At 69.8% G+C, this 18096-nt stretch carries 19 protein-coding genes; 7 read left to right on the forward strand and 12 right to left on the reverse strand.

What is annotated here, in order from left to right; genetic code table 11:
- The first annotated feature begins 153 nt into the window (after positions 1-153).
- The 4 genes from ACWGKS_RS22185 (at position 154) to ACWGKS_RS22200 (ending at position 4256) form a co-directional block, all read left to right on the forward strand.
- Positions 154-2388, forward strand: a complete 2235-nt coding sequence (locus ACWGKS_RS22185; RefSeq protein ID WP_452523829.1) for a heavy metal translocating P-type ATPase — start codon at positions 154-156, stop codon at positions 2386-2388.
- Between the two features lie 189 nt (positions 2389-2577).
- Positions 2578-2835: a heavy-metal-associated domain-containing protein gene (locus ACWGKS_RS22190; protein WP_452523831.1), complete on the forward strand. Its 258-nt coding sequence runs from the start codon at positions 2578-2580 to the stop codon at positions 2833-2835.
- A gap of 76 nt (positions 2836-2911) precedes the next feature.
- Positions 2912-3061, forward strand: coding sequence for a hypothetical protein (locus ACWGKS_RS22195; protein WP_452523833.1), 150 nt, complete (start codon positions 2912-2914; stop codon positions 3059-3061).
- Positions 3062-3140: 79 nt separating this feature from the next.
- Positions 3141-4256, forward strand: coding sequence for a serine hydrolase domain-containing protein (locus tag ACWGKS_RS22200; RefSeq protein ID WP_452523835.1), 1116 nt, complete (start codon positions 3141-3143; stop codon positions 4254-4256).
- Between the two features lie 120 nt (positions 4257-4376).
- On the opposite strand, the gene ACWGKS_RS22205 is transcribed toward ACWGKS_RS22200, so the two are convergent.
- On the reverse strand, positions 4377-5585 hold the full coding sequence (locus tag ACWGKS_RS22205; protein WP_452523837.1) for an NAD(P)/FAD-dependent oxidoreductase: 1209 nt from the start codon (positions 5583-5585) through the stop codon (positions 4377-4379).
- A gap of 494 nt (positions 5586-6079) precedes the next feature.
- On the opposite strand from ACWGKS_RS22205, the gene ACWGKS_RS22210 reads away from it, so the two are divergent.
- Together ACWGKS_RS22210 and ACWGKS_RS22215 are read left to right on the forward strand one after the other, a co-directional pair.
- On the forward strand, positions 6080-6361 hold the full coding sequence (locus ACWGKS_RS22210) for a metal-sensitive transcriptional regulator (RefSeq protein WP_452523839.1): 282 nt from the start codon (positions 6080-6082) through the stop codon (positions 6359-6361).
- 257 nt (positions 6362-6618) lie between these two features.
- On the forward strand, positions 6619-7371 hold the full coding sequence (locus tag ACWGKS_RS22215; protein ID WP_452523841.1) for a DUF1326 domain-containing protein: 753 nt from the start codon (positions 6619-6621) through the stop codon (positions 7369-7371).
- Positions 7372-7456: 85 nt separating this feature from the next.
- On the opposite strand, the gene ACWGKS_RS22220 is transcribed toward ACWGKS_RS22215, so the two are convergent.
- The 5 genes from ACWGKS_RS22220 to ACWGKS_RS22240 form a co-directional block, all read right to left on the reverse strand.
- On the reverse strand, positions 7457-8350 hold the full coding sequence (locus ACWGKS_RS22220) for a F510_1955 family glycosylhydrolase (RefSeq protein WP_452523843.1): 894 nt from the start codon (positions 8348-8350) through the stop codon (positions 7457-7459).
- An 83-nt stretch (positions 8351-8433) separates the two neighbouring features.
- Positions 8434-9093, reverse strand: a complete 660-nt coding sequence (locus ACWGKS_RS22225; RefSeq protein ID WP_452523845.1) for a DUF305 domain-containing protein — start codon at positions 9091-9093, stop codon at positions 8434-8436.
- 129 nt (positions 9094-9222) lie between these two features.
- Positions 9223-9621, reverse strand: coding sequence for a DUF6153 family protein (locus ACWGKS_RS22230; protein ID WP_452523847.1), 399 nt, complete (start codon positions 9619-9621; stop codon positions 9223-9225).
- A 140-nt stretch (positions 9622-9761) separates the two neighbouring features.
- A complete protein-coding gene (locus ACWGKS_RS22235) occupies positions 9762-10772 on the reverse strand; it encodes a C40 family peptidase (protein ID WP_452523849.1) in 1011 nt (336 codons plus the stop codon).
- Between the two features lie 265 nt (positions 10773-11037).
- Positions 11038-11454: a hypothetical protein gene (locus ACWGKS_RS22240; protein ID WP_452523851.1), complete on the reverse strand. Its 417-nt coding sequence runs from the start codon at positions 11452-11454 to the stop codon at positions 11038-11040.
- Between the two features lie 211 nt (positions 11455-11665).
- Between ACWGKS_RS22240 and ACWGKS_RS22245 the strand changes: the two genes are divergently transcribed.
- On the forward strand, positions 11666-11902 hold the full coding sequence (locus ACWGKS_RS22245; RefSeq protein WP_452523853.1) for a hypothetical protein: 237 nt from the start codon (positions 11666-11668) through the stop codon (positions 11900-11902).
- 446 nt (positions 11903-12348) lie between these two features.
- Here the strand turns inward: ACWGKS_RS22245 and ACWGKS_RS22250 are convergent, their stop codons facing one another.
- The 6 genes from ACWGKS_RS22250 to ACWGKS_RS22275 form a co-directional block, all read right to left on the reverse strand.
- Positions 12349-14289 (reverse strand): heavy metal translocating P-type ATPase, encoded by a 1941-nt coding sequence (locus ACWGKS_RS22250; RefSeq protein WP_452523855.1) that lies wholly within the window; start codon positions 14287-14289, stop codon positions 12349-12351.
- Positions 14286-14702: an ArsR/SmtB family transcription factor gene (locus tag ACWGKS_RS22255; RefSeq protein WP_452523963.1), complete on the reverse strand. Its 417-nt coding sequence runs from the start codon at positions 14700-14702 to the stop codon at positions 14286-14288. The genes ACWGKS_RS22250 and ACWGKS_RS22255 overlap by 4 nt, the downstream gene beginning before the upstream one ends.
- A 193-nt stretch (positions 14703-14895) precedes the next feature.
- On the reverse strand, positions 14896-15891 hold the full coding sequence (locus ACWGKS_RS22260; RefSeq protein WP_452523857.1) for an arsenic resistance protein: 996 nt from the start codon (positions 15889-15891) through the stop codon (positions 14896-14898).
- The gene (locus ACWGKS_RS22265) at positions 15892-16692 is read right to left on the reverse strand and encodes a MerR family transcriptional regulator (protein ID WP_452523859.1); all 801 of its coding nucleotides are present in this window, start codon (positions 16690-16692) and stop codon (positions 15892-15894) included.
- A gap of 98 nt (positions 16693-16790) precedes the next feature.
- Positions 16791-17405: a methyltransferase family protein gene (locus tag ACWGKS_RS22270; RefSeq protein ID WP_452523861.1), complete on the reverse strand. Its 615-nt coding sequence runs from the start codon at positions 17403-17405 to the stop codon at positions 16791-16793.
- Positions 17406-17437: 32 nt separating this feature from the next.
- A complete protein-coding gene (locus tag ACWGKS_RS22275) occupies positions 17438-18082 on the reverse strand; it encodes a class I SAM-dependent methyltransferase (RefSeq protein ID WP_452523863.1) in 645 nt (214 codons plus the stop codon).
- Positions 18083-18096 lie beyond the last annotated feature (14 nt).

Genomic DNA, 18096 nt, shown 5'->3' on the forward strand with positions numbered 1-18096 from the left:
CGTCACCCCAGATCCAGCTTTGTCGATCGCCCTGTTTGGCAGAGGGATCGTCCGCGTCCGTAGGTGACCCCGCCCCAGGCTCGCGCCCCGCTTCCTTCCCCCGCGCGACACGCACCCTTGCCATATACCCCCCAGGGGTATACTTTGGGCGACATGAACACGACGCCCCACGATCACAACGCGCACTCCGGTCATGAGCACCACGGCACGAGTTCCGGTGAGCCCCCCGTGAAGGCGGAGGGCCACTCCGCCGCGGGGCACGGCAGCCACTCCGGCCATGGAGACCACACCAGCCACGAAGAACACGCGAGCCATGGTGGACACACCGGGCACGGTGGGCACGGTGGGCACGCGGGTCACGGCGGGCACTCGGGGCACGGTGACCACGTGGGGCAGTTCCGGCGGCTGTTCTGGGTCATGCTGGCCATGGCGGTGCCCACGGTCGGCCTGAGCATGATGTTCGCGTCCATCCTCGGCTACACCGTTCCGGACGTGCCCGGCGCGGCCTGGGTCTCCCCGGTACTGGGCACCGTGATGTACCTCTGGGGCGGCTGGCCCTTCCTGACCGGCGCGGTCAGCGAGATCAGGGCGCTCAGGCCCGGCATGATGCTGCTGATCGCCCTGGCCATCACCGTGGCGTTCTTCTCCTCCTGGGGCGCGAGCCTGGGCATCCTGTCCCACGAGTTGGACTTCTGGTGGGAACTGGCCCTGCTGGTGGTGATCATGCTCCTGGGCCACTGGATCGAGATGCGCTCCCTGGCCCAGACCTCCTCCGCCCTGGAGTCCCTGGCCGCACTGCTGCCCGACGAGGCGGAAAGAATCGTCGGCGACGAGGTCGTCACCGTCGCCCCCGCCGACCTGGCCCTGGGGGACACGGTCATCGTCCGCCCCGGCGGCCGGGTCCCGGCCGACGGGCGCATCACCGAGGGCACCGCCGACGTCGACGAGTCGATGATCACCGGTGAGTCCCGCCCCGTCAGCCGGGGCCCCGGCGACCAGGTCGTCGCCGGAACCGTCGCCACGGACACGGCGCTGCGGGTACGGATCACCGCGGTCGGCGAGGACACCGCCCTCGCGGGCATCCAGCGGCTGGTCGCCGACGCACAGAGCTCGTCCTCACGTGCGCAGCGACTGGCGGACAGGGCCGCCGCCTGGCTGTTCTGGTTCGCCCTGGTCTCGGCGGGCATCACCCTCGCCGCCTGGTCGGTCTTCGGATTGGCCGAGGACGCCCTGATCCGCACCATCACCGTCCTGGTCATCGCCTGCCCCCACGCCCTCGGGCTGGCCATTCCGCTGGTGGTCTCCATCGCCACCGAACGCGCGGCCAAGGGCGGCGTGCTGGTCAAGGACCGCATGGCGCTGGAGAGCATGCGCACCGCCGACACCGTCCTGTTCGACAAGACCGGCACCCTGACCAAGGGCGAGCCCACCGTCACCCACGTCGCCCCCGGTGACGGGCTCGGCGAGGACGAGGTCCTGGCCCTGGCCGCCGCGGTGGAGGCCGACAGCGAGCACCCCCTGGCCAAGGCCATCGTGGCCGCCGCCCGCCACCGGGGCGTCGACGTTCCCAGGGCGAGCGACTTCAGGGCGTCCACCGCCGTGGGTGTGGCCGGAACCGTGGCGGGCACGCGGATCAGCGTGGGCGGACCCGGCATGCTCCAGGCGAACGGCGCTGCCGAGATGGCCATCGCGCAGACCTGGAAGGCCCGGGGCGCGATCATCCTGCACGTGCTGGCCGACGGCGAGGTCATCGGGGCGCTCGCGCTGGCCGACGAGGTCCGCGAGGAGTCCAGGCAGGCTGTGAAGGCCCTGCACGCCCTGGACATCAGGGTCGTGATGATCACCGGTGACGCCGAGGCCGTCGCCAACGCCGTCGCCGCCGACCTGGGCATCGACCAGGTCTTCGCCGGGGTGCGGCCCGAGGACAAGGGGGCCAAGGTCGCCGAGCTCCAGAACCAGGGGCGCAAGGTCGTCATGGTCGGGGACGGCGTCAACGACGCCCCCGCTCTGGCCCAGGCCGACGTCGGACTGGCGATCGGTGCGGGCACCGACGTGGCGATCGCCTCGGCCGGGGTGATCCTGGCCAGCGACGATCCCCGGTCCGTGCTCTCGGTCATCGAGCTCTCCCGGGCCGGTTACCGCAAGATGCAGCAGAACCTGTGGTGGGCGGCCGGGTACAACCTGATCTCCGTACCGCTGGCGGCCGGTGTGCTGGCCCCCGTCGGGTTCGTGCTGCCGATGGCCGTCGGCGCGGTGCTGATGTCGCTGTCCACGGTCGTGGTCGCCCTGAACGCGCAGCTGCTGCGTCGGCTCGACCTGACCCCGGAGGCCAGCACGGCCGCCGTCCTTCGGGCAGCCGGTGCTCCGCGCCCGGCGCCGGCCGTTTAGGGCCGATGCTGGCCGGGAGGCCGGGGGGGGCCCGCCCCCGCCCGCGCGCCGGTCACGTGTTGGGGGGTGCCCGGCGCTCGTGGTTTCCCGCCTGAGGTGGAAAACCACTGCTTGACTACCCCCAGGGGGTATGATAAATCTAGTTTCCAGATACCCTTATGGGGTATTTGAGGCACCAGGGAGAGAAACATGTGCGGCACCTGTTCCACTGACGCCACCCCCGCTGCCACCACGGTCACGGACGACGCGTTGGTCTACCAGGTCGAGGGAATGACCTGCGGACACTGCGTCAGCTCCGTCAGCACCGAGGTCGGCAGGATCCCCGGAGTCACCAGCGTGGCGGTCGACCTGGCCGAGGGCCGGGTGACGGTCGACGGCTCGGGCTTCAGCGACGAGTCGGTCCGCGCCGCGGTCGACGAGGCCGGATACCAGGTCGCGAGCGTCTGACGACCCCTCATGTTCCCGCTTCACATCACCCCCTTGGCTCGCCGCGAAGCGGGACCGCGCATCAGAAGACAACCCCATGTCCGCGTCACAGAAGGCGGGTCTGACCTCAGGCATCGTCAACACCTCCTACCCGGTCGACTCCGTCCTGGGCCTGGCCCTGATGCGTTCGGCGAAGTCCACCGACAGCCGGTCCGGCGAGGAGGAGTCCACGAAGACCGGTGTCTGAACCCGCGCGTCATAGCCGGGCCGCCCGAAGGGAGCGGCCCGGCTACGGCCGTGCGGAAGCCACCGAAGGAGACACGACCATGAATGCGAGGAGTGGTGGCATGAAGGTGGAGGGATTCACCGCGGACGGGTTCGAGGCGGTGCGCCGGACCTTCCAGGAACTGGTGGACGACGGCCGGGAGACGGGCGCGGGCCTGTCCGTCTGGCGGCAGGGGCGCGAGGTCGTCCGGCTGAGCGGCGGGTGGGCCGACGCGGAACGGGAACGCCCCTGGCGGTCCGACACGCTCGTCCAGCCCTACTCGGTGTCCAAGCCGTTCGCCGCGCTCGCGGCCCTGGTGGCAGTCCGGGACGGCGCGCTGGCTCTTGACGCCCCGATCGCCGGCTACTGGAAGGAGTACGGGCGCCACGGCAAGGAGCACACCACGCTGCGGCACGTGCTCACCCACCAGGCGGGCCAGCCCCGGTTCCCCGCCCAGGCGGTGGGGCTGGACCTGCTGGACGACGCCGGACTGCGCGGGAGCCTGGCAGGGGCCACGCCCGAGTACACCCCCGGGACGTCGCTGGGCGAGCACGCGCTCACCTACGGGCACCTGATCGACGGCGTCCTGCGTGCGGGGGCCCGAACGTCGTTGGGCGAGGTGTTCAACGACGTGGTGCGACCAGGGTTGGGACTGGACGCCTGGTTCGGGGTGCCAGAACACGCGCTGCACCGCGTCGCCGACCTGGAGTACGCCGATCCGGGCTGGCCCGGGCGGCTTCCCGCCGCGCCGTGGTTGGAGACTCCCCCCGGCGCCCTGGACGTGGACCGGGCCAACTCCCGCCCCTGGCGGCAGTCGGTCTTCGGAGGAGTCAACCTGCACGCGACCGCGTCCGGGCTGGCGGAGTTCTTCTCCGTCCTCACCGATCCGGACGGCCCGGTGAGCGCACTGTTGGGCCCCCGCCTGCACGCAGAGTTCATCGCGCCTCAGGTCACCGGACAGGACGAGGTCTTCGGTACCGCGCTCACCTGGACGCTGGGGCTCCTGCGCGACCGGGCCAAGATCGCCAAGGGCGGTATCGGCGGTTCGGCCGCCTGGTGGTCCATCCGGCACGGCCACGCCTGCGCCTACCTGACGCGTCGGCTGGACGACCACTCCCGCGCCGCCGCGATCGCGACGGTCCTGGGTGATGACCTCACCCCCGTACCGAACGACTGAGGAGACGCACACCCCGAAGGCCGCCACACTCACCTCGCCGAAAGCCCCGTCCTGACAGGTCAGGACGGGGCTCGCTCCGGTGGAGACGCCGCTCACCACCTGGTCTCGGCGCCCCTGTCACTAGACAGCGGCGAGGGTGTCGATTGGCGCCCGATCGGTGAGGGCGGGTTTGTACTTCAGGAGTTGGCGGGCCGAACCGACGGCGACGGCGCCGACGAGGCGGCCCTGGCGGGCGTAGGCGTAGACGAAGCGGCCCTTCTCCTCCGAGCCGTGGACCAGCCGCGCCTCGTCCGCCAGGTCAGGAAGTCCGAGGATCTGGAGTTTGCCGCCATGGACATGCGACCAGAAGGAGGGAAGGGGACCGAACCCCTCCGCCTCCCCCGGGCCGCGCAGCAGGCTGACTGCGGCATGTCGGCCCTGTTCGACGGCGTTCCCCCAGTGCTCCACGCGCGCGGGGCGACCTTCGTAGAGCGGGTTCGGCCACCGGGCGACGTCGCCTGCCGCTACCACGTCGGTCGTTCCCTCGGCGAACAACGCGGCGGTCGTCACCACGCCGCCGTCGAGTGGGAGGCCCGAACTCTCCAGCCAACCGGTGTTCGGTTCCACTCCGAGGGCCAGGAGTAGGAGGTCTGCCTCGACCTCGGATCCATCCGTGAGACGGAGCCGCGCGACCCTGCCGTCCCTCCCCTCAACCGTCCGGATCCCCGTTCCGAAACGGACGTCGACTCCGGCGGAAGCGTGGGTCCGCGCGATCCAGCGTGCGACGGGTTCCCCCAGAGCGGCGACGAGCGGTAGGGGCGAGCTGTCGATGAGTGTCACGTCGATCCCCAGCGTCCGGACCGCTCCGGCGACCTCCGAGCCGATCAACCCCGCCCCCAGTACCGCGACGCGTCGGGGCCGGGTGTCGAGCGCGGCCCGCAGCGCGAGTCCGTCGTCCAGGGTGCGCAGGACGTGGACACCGTCCAGTCCGTTCGTCAGACCGGGCAGGCTCCGAGGCCGCGCCCCCGTGGCGATGACCAGGCCGTCGTAGGGGACAGATGTTCCGTCCTGCACGTGGACCTCGCGGGCGGCGCGGTCGAGGCCGACCGCACGGCCGCCCAGGAGCCACCGTGCGTCCAGGCCCTCGGACCGGGGTAGCTCGATGTGGTCGACGTGGCCGTCCGCGTCGGTCAGCACCCCCTTGGACAGGGGCGGGCGGTTGTAGGGGAGGCGGTCCTCCTCACCGATCACGGTGAGGGTTCCCGCGAACCCCTCCTTGCGCAGGGTCTCGGCCGCACGCAGACCTGCCAGGGAACCACCGACGATGACGATGTCGCGGGGGGCGTTCATGGTTGTCCTCCTCATGAATGGGCGATCCGAGGGTGGGCCGCATCCCCAGTATTAACATACCCCCAGGGGGTATGTAAAGAAATGGAGAGAGCTCGCAAAGCGAGGCTTGTATACCCCTAGGGGGTATGGTATTTCCTAGCTTGTTGGATGGAGCCTTCGCCACGGAGGCCCTTCGCACACGAGCGTCACAAGCCCGCGCCGTTCCCAAGGGGGCCGCCACGAGGAAAGGCCCGAGACGAACGCTCCCGCCAAGCTGGGGCTCTACGGTCTGGGCCTCACCGTGGCCTTCGGAGGAGCCCTGGGAGTCGGCACCGTGGTCGACCCCCTGCTCCCCGCAGCCGACCGCAGGGAGTCCGCCCGCGCGGCCCGAGACACCGCGCCTGCGGTGCCCCGGACCGTGCTGGCCCGGGGCATCGGCCCTCTCACACACCCCGCGACAGGCCAGACCGGACGACCGCCACACACGCCACGCCACCAAGGATGAGAGCGCGCACATGGACACCAGCAGCGACAGGAAGACCCGCAACCTCCAGCGGCTCAACCGCGTCGAGGGACAGGTCCGAGGCATCTCCCGCATGGTCGAGGACGACAAGTACTGCATCGACGTGCTGACCCAGGTCTCCGCCGCCACCCGGGCGTTGCAGGCGCTCGCCCTGGAACTCCTGGACGAGCACATGCACTGCTGTGTGGCCGACACCGCCGCTCGCGGAGGCCCCGAGGCGAGAGAGAAGATCGACGAGGCCTCCGCAGCCATCGCCCGCCTGGTCCGCTCCTGACCCACCGAAGAGCCCGAACAACACCGGTGACACATCTTGCCCCGGGAGAACAGGGCCTCCCTCCGACCATCTTCGACCCCAACAGACACACCCCTTGGCTACCCCCTAGGGGTATAACTACGGTTGATGAATACCCCCCAAGGGTATTTATCGAGAATGAGGGAGTGATAGCGATGTGCGCAGGTACCTGCAACTGCGGCACGGAACGAGGAAACTCCGCAGTCGCAACGGAAGGGGCCCAGCCCACACATCCGCTCATGCGCGCGGGCACCGATCGGTCGCCGGACGGGATCATCTCGGAGGTCGCACCGTCCGACAGCACCGCCTCGTCCACGACGCCGAGTGCCAACTGGCACCTCCGGGGCGAGTGGTTCGACGTCTGTAGCTGTGCCCTGCCCTGCCCCTGCACGTTCGCCCAGGCCCCCACCCACGGGGACTGCCTCTTCACACTCGCCTGGCAGGTCCACGAGGGACACCACGGCGACATCGACCTCAGCGGGCTGGGGGTCGTGGCCCTCGGAGAGTTCGAGGGCAACATGTGGATCAACGACCCCAACGCCATGATGAAGCTGATGTTCTACATCGACTCCAAGGCGGACGAGGCTCAGCGCGATCGCCTCGTGCGCATCTTCACGGGCCACGAAGGGGGCTGGCCGGGCCTGTTCGGCTCCCTCATCAGCGAGCTGAGGGGGATCGAGTACGCCCCGATCACCTTCGAGGCCGCCACGGACCTCGCCTACTGGAAAGCGGAGATCCCCGGGCGGGTCAGGGTCGGCGCCACCGCTCTCACCGGTCCAACGGCCGACCCCGCCCGGCGGGTTCAGCTCGTCAACGCACCAGGCGCCGAGGTCGGCCCCGGACAGGTCGCCACCTGGGGCGTCGTGGCGGATGACCACGCCACCGGCTTCGACTTCTCTCACCCGTACAAGGGCGGCTCCAGCAAGCACTTCCCCTTCGACTGGCGCCCGAAGCGACCTGCGGAACCCGCTCGGCGCGGACCGCTTTGGTAGGGCGCCCGGGCGGAAAGGCCCGTCGGTGTCACGCACGGCCTCCTACGTGACACCGACGGGCCTTGGCCGTCACCAGGACCAGCTCTCACCAGGAACGGAAGGTGGTCCCGGCGTCGGTGGACCGGGTCACCCGGTGGTCGGCGACCACGACGAGCTGTTCGGCGTCGGCATGGAGTGCCTGCGCCTCCCCCTCGATCTGGCCGGTCGACTCCCAGGTCGCACCGGCGTCCTCACTGCGGTGCACTCCCCCGTCCAGCGCGACACCGAAGACGACCTCCGTGTCCGGGACCCAGTCGACCAGCGCCAGAGGTGGCGCCCCCTCGACGGGAGCGAACTCCGCCCCGCCGTCGCTCGAGCGCATCAGCCCACCCTGTGTAGTGGCCACGACGGTTCGGCCGTCATGGGCCATCGACAGGGCGAACGGTTCGATGTCCTCGTCGAGCGTCTCCCAGGAGTTTCCGTCCTCGGTCGCACGAAGGCTCCCGTCGAACCCGACCACGCGCTCGGCGGTCGCGACCAGGGCGTGGAAGTCCGACTCTCCCGCTCTGGACAGGGCCTGCCAGGTCGCCCCGCCGTCGCGGGACTCGATCAGGCCCACCGGATTCGGCATGTCGACGCCCTCATGGGGGTGGCCGCTCGCCACGTAGCGGCCCGGTTCGGCGACCGAGAAGCCCATCAGGTCGATGCCCGGCCCGATCCGTTCCGGCACCACCGACTCCTCTCCCGGCCCCCCTGGAGCGGCCAGGACGTAGAGGCCCTCGTGAGAAGCGACCAGGACGTCACCGGTGTCGGGATCAACCCCTACGCCGTGCACGTGCGACACCTCCGTCGGCAACTCGACGCCCACCACGGCGGACTCCGTGCCCCCGCCTTGTCCCACACCATCCGAATCCGCTGACGTACACCCGGCCGACGCGGCGATCAGGCCCGCGCTCACCCCGACGGCGACCGCCAGCCGAGGCCTCTTGCTCGTGTTCACTTTTCCGTACCCGTCCCTCACCAGACATCGTGCAACGCGGAAGCGGGTGCCGGGCGGGTCGCCCGGCACCCGTGACGGGTCCGTCAGTGCCCGCCGTGGTCCTCGTCGTCGGAGGACGTTTCTCCGTCGTCCTCGCCGCCATCACCGTCATCACCGCCGGTGCCGAGCATGTCGTTCATCTGCTCGATCTCGGTCCGCTGCGCGTCGACGATCTCCTGCGCCAACTCCTGGGCCTCAGGGTTGACGCCCTGTTCGATCTCGGTCTCGGCCATGGTGATGGCACCTTCGTGGTGCTGGACCATCATCTCCAGGAACATCGTGTCGAAGGCGTCGCCCTCGGCCTGCTCCAGGTCGGCCATCTGGTCCTCGGACATCATGCCGTCCATGCCGTCATGGTCCATTCCACCCATGTCGTCCATGGGCTCCTCGCCCCACGACTCCAACAGGCCGGTCATCTGGTCGATCTCGGGGCCCTGGGCCGCCTCGATCTCCGCGGCCAGTCCCCGGACGTCCTCACCGGCCCGGGCCTCGGCCAGCTCCGACATCTCCACGGCCTGCTCGTGGTGCGGGATCATCATCTGCGCGAAGCTGACGTCCGCGTCGTTGAACTCGGCCGTGCTCTGCTCGGAGGACTCCGGCGCGGCGGTCGTGGACTCGTCGTCGGTCCCACCGCACGAGGCCAGGAACACGGCTGCCGCGACGGCGACGGCCGCCGGGGCGAAGGCACGCTTGTACACGTTCATGGTCGAATCATCTCTCTCCGTAGTCATCCCGCCGCACGGACGAACTCGCGTCGGCGCAGCGGCTGTGGTGCACACACCAGGGCGGACATCGCTTCCGGACCCGCCGGTCGACATCCGTCCGGAGGCCTCCTATATGCGCAGCACCTGTAACTGCGCCAGAGAGAGGGCACCGGGTGGAGGAGAGAGGTCCCGGATGGATCGGCGAAGCAGACACACCGCGCTCTGCGGCGCCTGCGGCCAACGGTGGAACGCCACCGCGGCCACGCCCAACAGCGCGATCGCCAAACCCACGATCGCCAGGCACATCAACGTGGGATCCATGGGAGGCGGATCGGTGTCGACGGCGGCGTGGCCCGGCTCCGGCGCCGCGACCATGGCCGTCATCTCCTGGCCGCCGCCGTGCTCGCCGTCATGCGGATGGCCGAGCGTGTGCATGGCGCCCACGCCCAGCACCAGCGCCGCCAGCAACAGGATCCGCGCCCAGGCGAGTCCCACGCGACGGCTGCGCGATGACGTGGACAACGACATAACCGCAGGGTAACACCACTGTCTCCGCTGGCTTCGCGGCCTCGGTGATCGCGGTCCGCCACGAAGCCGGAGGGAGACGCCGACGACCGCGTGAACGTGTTTCACCCTCTCTCCTCCTGTCCCGGTCCGGCCGACACCTGTCAGGGGCGCCGGGCGCCGACGAAGTGCTGCGCCCAGTAGTCGGCGAGCCGCACCTCTGAGACGGTCTTACCGCTGCTGGGAGCGTGGACCATCAGCCCGTTTCCCACGTAGAGGCCGTTGTGGCCCAGGTCGGGGAAGAAGAACAGGATGTCGCCGGGCTGGATGTTCTCCCACGAGACCTGGTTGGGCAGGTCGTACTGGGTGTAGGTGGTCCGGGAGATGCTCACCCCGGCGGCTCCCCAGGAGGCCTGCGTCAGACCGGAGCAGTCGTAGCCGTTGGGACCCGTTCCACCCCACACGTACGGAGTACCGATCTTGCCGTAGGCGAAGTCGATGGCGGCCCGCGCGTTACCCGAAGCCGAACCGGTGTAGGTTGGCGCGTCGCCTCCCCCCGCGGCCGTCTCACCCGCGTTGGCGGGGTTCTCCCCGCCGAACGAGGCCAGGAGTTCCTCCTGCTCGGTGAGGCTGGTGTCCACCTCGTCCTTCTGCTCCTCCAGTTCCTCCAACTGCTCGGCGGCCTCGTCGCGGGCGAGCTCGGCCTCGCCCTTGAGGGCGATCAGGCGCGCGTCGCTCTCGGCGAACGCCTCCAGTTCGCCCCTGCTCGACTCGGAGAGGTAGGACAGGTCGGCGGACTGCTCGTAGATCTCCTCGGGGTTGTCGACGAACAGCGAGGTCCGCACCGAGTCGGGGTCGTTGGACTGGTAACTGGCACTGGCCAGCCGGGCCGCCTTCGTCTGGAGCTCCTCGTAGCGCTCCTCCTCCGAGCCGACCTGGTCGTCGAGCTCCTCGGCCTTGTACTCAGCGGTTTCGAAGGTCTCCTCCGCCTCGTTGTACTCCTGCACGAGGGTGCTCGACTCCTGGAGGAGCTCCTCGATCTGCTCCTCGACCTCCTCACGGGTGGGTTCGGGTTCGGCGTGGGCAACGGCGGAGGGAAGGAGCAGGCTCCCGATGATCGTGAAGGCCAGGCCGGAGAAGATCCGGTTCCTGGCAGTGCGGCGGTCGTTCTTCATGAAGGCCTCATAGTCAGGTCCGCGCTCACCGAAGCGCGGAAATCAGGGGAAAGCTCGATGGGGGCCGACACAGCGGAGCGCTCTGGTGTCGGGGCGGCGCGAGGGCGCCGGAGGCGTGCTGATCAGGCCGGGTCGCCGACCGGTCGGCGAGGGCAGCCGTTCAGAGAACGGTTGGTCCGGACCCGTTCGGGGAACCGGGGATATCGCGCGGATGACAGGCGAACGCGCGGACGCGCGTTCCGACGGGGGTGTTGGGTCGACCGGTCTACACCCGGCGCACGCACAGGGACACGAGTGCCCTGGTGCCGCCGAGCGGAAGGGCGCGGTGGTACCAGGGCGCGCGTTGACCGGCGACCGGGCGCGGCGAGGGAAGGAGCGGGCCGACGAACGCGAAGACGCCGAAGCCCAGCAGCGCAGACGCCGACAGCGATCCCACGCGCTGGTCCGACAGCACGTCCGCGCTGTCATCGCACGCATCGTCCTCGTGGCTGTGCGCGGTGTCGGAGGAACCCATCACATGCTCAGCCGCGTGGCTGGATCCGACCGGGGACGCGACGCCGCCATCGGCCGAAGCCGCGTGGGGGTGGCACAGGGAGACGGCCACGACGCCCAGGGCCAACAGCACGGTGAGGACCGCTCTGATCCAGAGCGGCGTCATTGACGTCGGCGATGCTGTGGGCACGAGTGACAGGCTACCGAAACTGTCAAGGAACCATGACCAGACCGGAAACCGACAACCCCTCTCCCCCTGCCCTTGTCTTCCTCCCCCACACGGCATAGGCTTTTGCAAATACCCCCTAGGGGTATATTCGGAAAAGGGCGCGACGCGGCGGCCAGTGAAGCCATGGACCGGCGTCGCACCGCCCAGACGCCAATCGAACGAGGGAGACCCCATGGACGCGCAGGAGAAGCAGTGTCACGGACACGGCCACGGGCACGAGCCGGACGCCGAACACCTCGAATCAACCGAAGTCGCCGAGTGCCCGGTCATGCGCGGCACGATGGTCGTCAAGTCCGAAGCCGAGGAGAACGATCTCGTGCGGGAGTACGAGGGCACGCTGTACTACCTGTGCTGTGACTCGTGTGGCGTCCTGTGGGACGCCGACCCCACGGAATACGTCGGACGGTGACAACTCAGGGCGGGGGCGACCCATCAAGGTTGGGCTGCCCCTGTTCAGCCAGCCGGGTCAGGCATCCGGCCAGGCAGGCAAGAGCGCCCAAAGCCGCGGGGGTCGCACCACCCTCTGAGTTCGTACCCTGCGCCGCGGCACACCTCTGATCGGCGACAACGACCTCCTGAGCCACCCTGAGCGCGGCGGCCCCGGTGACGCGTACCAGCACCTTGCGATTCCACACGGCGGCCATGAGCTACTCCCCTACTTGTGACTCGAGACCCCCGCAGCCGTGGGGTGCTTCCTTCACATATACCCCCGGGTGTATAAAGAGCAAGCGTGCGAAAAGTGGTGACAGCAAGCCTGAGAGCGAGAAAACGCACGTCAGATGGACACCCGGGACGATGTTCCCCGATCCCCGCCGTCCGTGTAACGAGAGAGCAGCTCGCCCTCCCGTTCAACGCTCAGGAGACATACACCGCCCAGCGGCTCCAAGCCCGTTCGCGCAGCAGACGGATTCCGTTGAGCGCGACGAGGACGGTCGACCCCTCGTGTCCGGCCGCGGCCAGCGGCAGCGGAAGCGTCGCCACCAGATCCCAGGTCACCAGCACCACGATGAACGTGCCCGCGATGCACAGGTTGGCGATCACGAAGCTGCGTGCCCGCCGGGACAGCACGATCAACTGAGGCAGGGTCGACAGGTCGTCGCGCACCACGATCGCGTCAGCAGTGTCCAACGCCAGATCCGATCCCCGCCGTCCCATCGCCACACCGGTGCTGGCCGCGGCCATCGCGGGCGCGTCGTTGACCCCGTCACCCACCAGCAGCACCCGAGTGCCCGCGTCCTCCTTCTCCTTGACCAACGCGGACTTGTCCTGGGGGAGCAGGGCCGCGTGCACATGATCGATGCCGGTGGCCCGACCCACGAGAGACGCGGTGGCGGGATTATCCCCCGTAAGGAGATGTACCGGCTGCACGGTCAGCGCTGCCACCTCCTTCACCGTCTGGGCGGCCTCCGAGCGCAGGGCGTCGGCCAGGGCGATCCTCCCTCGCGCTCGCCTGTCCACGGAGACGAGGACCTGCGTACTCGCCGGGCCCTCGGACTGGGTGGTGGGCCGCTCGACTCGCACCTGGGCTCCATCCACGGAGGCGCTCACCCCGATCCCGGGCAGGGACGTGAAATCCTCCACCCGGGACGTGGATGCCCCACCCCGTTCGTCGGCGCGGGCGCAGATAGCGCGGGCGAGAGGGTGTTCGCTGTAGCGTTCCACGGCCGCGGCCAGCGCCAGGACCTCCTCGGCGCTGTGGCCGGGTTCGGGCACGACCTCGGTGACCTGGGGCTCACCACGGGTGAGGGTGCCGGTCTTGTCGAAGACCACGACGTCAGCGCGACCTATCTGCTCCATGACGGTGACGGACTTGACCAGTACGCCGTGGCGTCCGGCGTTCGCGATCGAGGCCAGCAGCGGAGGCATCGTGGACAGGACCACCGCGCACGGTGATGCCACGATCATGAACACGATCGCGCGCAGCAGCGCCTCCTCAAAGCCGTGGCCCATGAGCAGCACGGGGATGCCCAGGACGAGCAGGGTGGCGACCACCACGAGAGCCGAGTACCGCTGTTCGATCTTCTCGATGAACAGCTGGGTCCTGGCCTTGGTAGCCGAGGCTTCCTCGACCAGGGTCACGATGCGCGCGATCACCGATGCACCGGCGGGGCGGTCCACGCGCACACGCAGAGCCCCGGTGCCGTTCATCGTGCCCGAGAGCACCTCGTCTCCCTGCCCGCGTGGGACGGGGACCGACTCCCCGGTGATGGCCTGTTGGTCGACCTCGCTGAGTCCCTCAATGACCGTGCCGTCGGCGCCCACGCGTTCGCCTGGGCGGACCAGGACGATGTCGCCGACACGGAGCTCGGAGGTGTCGACGGTCTCCTCACGCTCACCCTGCGGGGTCGCGCCCAGACGGACGGCGCGTTCGGGCGCCAGGGTCAGCAGAGCGCTGACCGAGTCGGCGGTCCGCTGGGTGACCACGGCCTCCAGGGCGCCGGAGGTGGCGAAGATGACGATGAGCAGGGCGCCGTCGAAGACCTGGCCGATGGAGGCGGCGGCGATGGCGGCCACGATCATCAGCAGGTCCACGTCCAGGGTGCGCTTCTTGAGGGCACGCAGCCCGGACAGGGTGGGTTCCCATCCCCCGGTGAGATAGCAGGTCAGGTACAGGCCCCACCAGATCCAGTCGGACGCGCCCAGGAGTTGGGTGACCCAGCCGACCAGGAACAGGACCAGAGCTGCCGCGGCCCAGCGCGCCTCGGCCAACCGGAGGCCGGTGGCGAACAACGAGGGGGGTTGGACCCGCCTCCGAGGGCCGGTCGTAGAGGCGGGAGCGGCTGCGGTGGGGGTCATGTCTGACCTTTCCCGGGCTGGTCGGCGGCCTGTCGTGCGGCGGCTCGGGCGCTGTGGTGGGCGGGTTCGACCTCCAGGGCGTGCTCGGCCTGGAAGACCGCGTCAGCGACCAGCTTGCGGGCATGCTCGTTGGCCAGGCTGTAGTACATCCCGTTGCCCTCGCGACGGCAGGCCACCACGCGTCCGATGCGGAGTTTGGCCAGGTGTTGGGAGATCGCGTGCCCAGGCCTGCCGAGTCGTTCGGCCAGCTCGCTGACGGACGACTCGCCGCCGCGCAACGCCAGAATGATGTGTACTCGGGCGCCGCCGCGGGCATTGTCGCCGCGACGCTGGCCGGGTGTTCCAGCGACGCCGTCCAGGAAGGCGCTGACACACGGGTGCTGCGTGTGGGTGCCGCCGGTGCCACCGTCCAGACTCTGAACGTGCCCGTGGCCTCGGCGACCTCGGACTACATCACGATGCGGGAGCGCCCCCGCTCACAGCGACCCTCGTGGTGGCGCCCGCCCTTCTCACCGCGGCCCTCCTCGGGCTCGGCGGCGCACTCGTCTACCCCTTCGGGATGGACACCGTGGTCCGGCTGTCCGGGGACCGGCTGGTCGCGACCCACTACGGCTTGTACAACACCGTCTCGGGCATCGCCATCACGCTGGGCAACCTCGCGATCGGGGCCGTCCTGGGACTCGACGCGCCGATCGCCGCCATCGCGCCTTGGCTCGCCCTGGCCGCGCTCGGCGCGGTGGGCTCGGCGCGGTGGGCTCGGTGAGCCTGGCCGTGATCGGCAGGCCGTCGACCAGCCCGGGAAAGGTCAGACATGACCCTCTGTTCCGCGGGCAGGCGCAGCAGGCGGGACAGTCCAGTCGCGATCAAGGGCAGCAGGACGAAGAAGACGGCCAGCGGCGCCAGCAGCGAGAGCAGCGCGGCGCCGTGGGCGAGAACGGTACGGGCCTGCCAGGCGAACATCGCCAGCACCGCCACGTACAGCAACGGCAGCACCACGTGCCCGGCCGGACCCATCACGTACCGCTGGCGCCAGGCGGCGCCCTTGAAGTGGGCCGAGGCCCAGCGCACCACCAGCGCCAGGGCCAGGGCCAGGGGCAAGACGAGCACCAGCAGGACCGATTCGGCCAGCGTGGCGGCGTCGACCATGGCGGCCTGCCCGCCCAGGAGCAACACGTACACCGGCAGCAGCACCAGTTGCAGGACTAGGTTGACCGGCAGCAGGGCGGCGGCGATGCCGGTGTGCCCGCGCGCCATCGCGGTGAAGACCAGGTACCAGTCGGTGCAGGGGGTCACTAGCAGCAGCAACAGGCCGATGCGCAGGTCCGGCTCGCCGCCGAGCAGCCCGGCGCCCAGTGCCCAGGCCAGGGCCGGGGTGAACACGAAGTTCAAGGCCAAGCTGGTGGCGACCAGGGTCTTGGCCCGGCGCACCTCGCCGACGTGGGCGGCGTTCATCTGCACGAACACGGCGGTGAGCATCACCAGCAGGGCGGGCAGCACCAGATGGCCTGCCACCTCTCCGACTGGCAGCACCAGCCCCAGGCCCAGTCCGGCCAGAGCGGAGGCGGCGACCAGCAGGCCCTGGAGCCGTTCGGCGAGTGACATCTACTGCTCCTTCGCGACGCCGACGGGAGCGTCGTTGAAGGCGCCGAGCAGGCAGGCGGCCTGTTCGGCGCGGCTGCCGGGTTCGGGAAGGCGACGGGGGTCCGCGCTCACGTGCAGGCGCACCCGTTGTGCGGTGAAGTCCAGGCGCAGGCGCAGGAAAGAACAGCACTGGCGCTCGGCCGCGGCCAACTCGGCCAAGGGACCCGCCTGGTCCAAAGGAAGGCTCCAGGTACACCCCTGGGGACCGAAGGTCTGGCGCGCGTCCTGAAGCATCAGACGGCAGCGGTCGATCCTTTGCTGGTAGTCGGCTCCGTCCAGCGAACACGACGGTGCCTCGGTGACCGCCGCGAGCGCCGGGTGTTTCCGTGGGGCGGGCTCTACCGGCGCGGACGGGTTCATGGTGAGGAAGGAGCAGCTGGGGTCGCAGGGGGTCTCACGGTCGGGCAACTGCTCCAGACTCCGCAGCGCGTTACTGAGCAGGTTCCGGAACGCCTCCAGCTCCGCGCTCTTCCGATCGGCCTCGGCGAGCCGGTCGGTGATACGTGGTTTCAGGCTGGCCTTGACCTGGGCGCAGTGGTGGTCGGCCCAGATCGCGGTGAGCTCACCGATCTCGTCCAGGTCCAGACCGAGCTGTTTCGCGGCTGTGACGAACGCCAACCGCTCCAGCGCCCGTTGGTCGTAGAGGCGGTACCCGGCCGGGGAGCGCTGAGCCGGGAGCAGGCCGCGCTCCCCGTAGTAGCGCAGGGTCGAGGCCGGAACGCCGGAGCGTTCGGCCAGCTCAGAGACACGCATCAACACCATGCGCCCAAGGTAGACCTTCGAGTCGACTTGAAGGTCAACCCCGATCCGCGCCCCTGCCGACCGTCGATCAAACGGCGTCCAGTATCCGGACCAGCCTCCTACGGGCGGCCAGGGGCGGATACCAGGCGTCCGAGTACGGGGACGAAGCGCCCGGTGCGGGCGGCGTAGGAGCGGTAGGCGGTGCCGTGTGTGCGCACAAGGTAGGGCTCCTCGATGGCGCGGACCTGCACCTGGACAGCGGCGGCGAAAACCAGCAGAGCCACCGCGGACAGCACCGAGGGAACCACGAGCATCTGCCCGAGGAGCAGTACCCCCATGCCGGTGAAGACCGGGTTGCGCACGAGCGCGAAGACGCCGCTGGTGACCAGCTCCGTGCGCTCGTCCTCGTCCACGCCGATGCGCCAGGAGGTACCCATCGCGCTCTGGGCGACGAGCACCAGGACCAGGCCGAGCAGCATCAGGGCCAAACCAATGGCTCCCACACTCCGGGGCGGGCTCGCCGTGGCCAGGTCGAACAGGGCGGCCACGGGCGCGGCCAGGCCCAGGGCGAGTGCGCCGACGAAGAGCGCGCTCCCCCACCAGGGGGCGGTGAAGGCGGTGGTGTCCGGGCGGCGGAACCCGGTGTCCCCGGTGCGCCGCCACGCGGCCAAGGTGCGCACGCCGAAGGCCAGGGCCAGGCCGAGCAGGTAGAGAGCGAGTGCGGTCACGACCACGGGGGTCTCCGTTCAGGTGGGGCGGACAGTGCTCAGATCCGGGTGGCGACTCCCAGGAGGTAGTCGCCGCCGATGCGGGTGCGCCAGGCCGTGCCGATGTGCAACCCGTGGCGGGGCAGTTCGGCGAGGAACTCACCCGCGTTGAACCGGTCGGCGGTGGGGTGGTCGAACAGGGTCTTGTAGGAGGGTCGGGCCAGGGCGGTGGCGGTGACCTCGTCGAAGAAGAACCGGCCGCCAGGTGTGAGGACGCGGGCGACCTCGGCCAGGGCGTCGCGCCAGTGGGGGACGTGGTGGATGATCGCGAAGTCGAACACAGCGTCGTAGGAGGCGTCCTTCCCGCCGTCGATGGGGGCGAAGGCGGCGGCCAGGTCGGTGGCCGAGCCGCGGGCGAGGTAGACGCGCTCGCCGTGGCGTTCCAACCGCTGCCGGGCCCTGACCAGCATTCTCGGGTCCAGATCGACGGCGTCCACGGAGGCGGCGCCGAAGGTGTCCAGGATGAGTTTGGTGCCGTATCCGGGGCCGCATCCCAGCTCGGCGACGTGGGCGCCGGGGGTGCGCCCGCCCAGTTTGACCAGCAGGTACGCCTCGTAGTGCTGGAGCAGGCGCCGGGGCGGTGAGTCGATCAGCGCCGACTCCACGCGGTTCATGAGCATGCCCACACCTTCCATCATCGCCATTTTGGGATATGATC

Source organism: Nocardiopsis sp. NPDC055879 (assembly GCF_053615935.1).